This is a genomic window from Myxacorys chilensis (assembly GCF_059505265.1).
The window spans coordinates 1-2,051 of record NZ_JCACKG010000040.1; the positions used below are offsets into that span (position 1 = coordinate 1).

At 67.8% G+C, this 2,051-nt stretch carries 2 protein-coding genes; both read left to right on the forward strand.

Features of this window, described 5'->3' with window-relative positions:
* Positions 1 to 274: MauE/DoxX family redox-associated membrane protein (locus AC5JLB_RS02040; RefSeq protein ID WP_495872194.1), on the forward strand; the 274-nt coding region annotated here is incomplete at its 5' end.
* A 92-nt stretch (positions 275 to 366) separates the two neighbouring features.
* The gene (locus AC5JLB_RS02045) at positions 367 to 1,866 is read left to right on the forward strand and encodes an MFS transporter (RefSeq protein WP_495872195.1); all 1,500 of its coding nucleotides are present in this window, start codon (positions 367 to 369) and stop codon (positions 1,864 to 1,866) included.
* Positions 1,867 to 2,051 lie beyond the last annotated feature (185 nt).

A 2,051-nucleotide genomic window follows, 5' to 3' on the forward strand; every position in this document is an offset into this window, starting at 1 on the left:
GTGGCCGCGCTACGCCTACGTCTACCCCTGGGCGGAGGCGCTGGTGGGCTTGCTGATGATCGCGGGCGCGCTGACATGGTTCTGGGCTCCGATCGCCCTCGTGATTGGCGGCATCGGCGCGGTGTCGGTCTACAAGGCTGTCTACATCGACCGGCGCGAACTCAAGTGCGCCTGCGTGGGGGGCAACTCGAACGTGCCGCTGGGCTTCGTCTCCCTGACCGAGAACCTCGTCATGGTCGGCATGGCGGTCTGGATGCTCCTCTGGGCCATGTGAGCCTGACAGGTTCGGACAACTGACGCGGGTGGGGGTCGACGGCGCACGCGCCCGTTCCCCCACCATCGTCCTGAAGAACAAGGAAATGCGAAATGTCGGCTTCCGAGCAGACAGGCGCCCCTGGGGCGCCACCGACCGGCCGTGGTCTCGGCCTGCCCCTGATCGTCATTGCGACGGCGCAGCTCATGCTTGTGCTGGATGACTCGGTTGCCAACATCGCCCTGCCCACCATCCAGAACGAGCTGGGTATCTCCTCGGCGATGCTGCCGTGGGTCATCAACGCCTACATCCTGGTCTTCGGCGCACTGCTCCTGTTCGGCGGCCGGGTCGGCGATCTCTTTGGTCGACGCCGGGTGTTCCAGCTCAGTGTTGCCCTCTTCACGGTGGCCTCGCTCCTGGTCGGGCTGGCCCCGACCGGAGGCTTGCTGATCGCCGCCCGTGCGCTCCAGGGCATCGGCGCCGCGCTGGCTGCCCCGAACGCGCTCGCCCTGATCGCCACCACCTTCCCAGCCGGCAAGCCCCGCAACTCCGCTCTGGCGGTCTACGGGGCCATGTCGGGCCTCGGCATTGTCATGGGCCTGCTCCTGGGTGGGGTCCTGACGGGCACCCTGGGCTGGCGCTGGGTGTTCTTCATCAACATCCCCATCGGCCTGTTCATCCTCGCCGGATCGCGGTCGCTGGTGGAGGCCGAGCGGCATCCGGGGCGCCTCGACGTCACTGGGGCGATCACCGCCACCCTCGGCATGGCCTCGCTGGTCTACGCCATCACCCGAGGCGGTGAGCACGGCTGGGCGGACAACCTCACGCTCGCGTCGTTCCTGGCCGCGGCGGTCCTGCTTCCGGTGTTCCTCTGGGTGCAGGCGCGGAGCGCGAACCCATTGCTGCCGTTGCGTCTGCTGAAGGACCGCAACCGCTCCGGCTCCTATGCCACCATGCTGCTGCTGGGCTTCGGCCCCATGGGCACCTTCTACCTCGTGACGCTCTACATGCAGCACATCCTGGGCTACAGCCCGATCCGGACCGGATTGGCCTGGCTGCCCTTTGCCGTGGGGATCGTCCTCGGAGCCGGCATCAGCTCCAAGCTCGTCGTCCGCTTCGTGCCTCGCGCGATCGCCGCAGCGGGCATCCTGATCTCCGCGGGCGCTGTCCTGTGGCTGTCCACCATCAGGCCGGAGACCGGCTATGTCGGTCACCTCATGCCGGGGGAGTTCGCGATGGCGTTCGGCTTCGCCTTAGCCTTTGTGCCGCTGACACTCACCGCTGTTCATGGTGTGGAGGCTCAGGACTCCGGCATCGCCTCGGCCTTGCTCAACGCCGCCCAGCAGATCGGTGTCGCGCTCGGGCTTGGCGTGGTGTCCACCGTCTCGGTCACCGTGACCGCAGCCCGGCTGCCTGACGCGCTTGCCAGCCTCTACCAGGGCCGGGAGGTCGGCGACGATGCCGTGGTGACCACAGCCAGCGACGCACTCGTTCAGGGCTACAGCGCGGGGCTCCTCGCCGGGGCGGCGGCGCTGCTGCTGGCCGTTATCGTCGTGATCGCGGCCGTCACCACCAGGCAGAAGCAAGATGCCGCAACCGCCACTGTAATCTGAGGAGGCCAGCACGATGGATCACTCCAAGATGGGCCATGGCGCGCATGGCGCGGCTCTTTCCGACAACCCCGCCGTGCAGGCCTACACGGCCGCGAACGACCGTATGCACGCGGACATGGCCGTGGAGTTCACCGGCGACGCGGAGGTGGACTTCATGCACGGCATGATCCCCCACCACCAAGGCG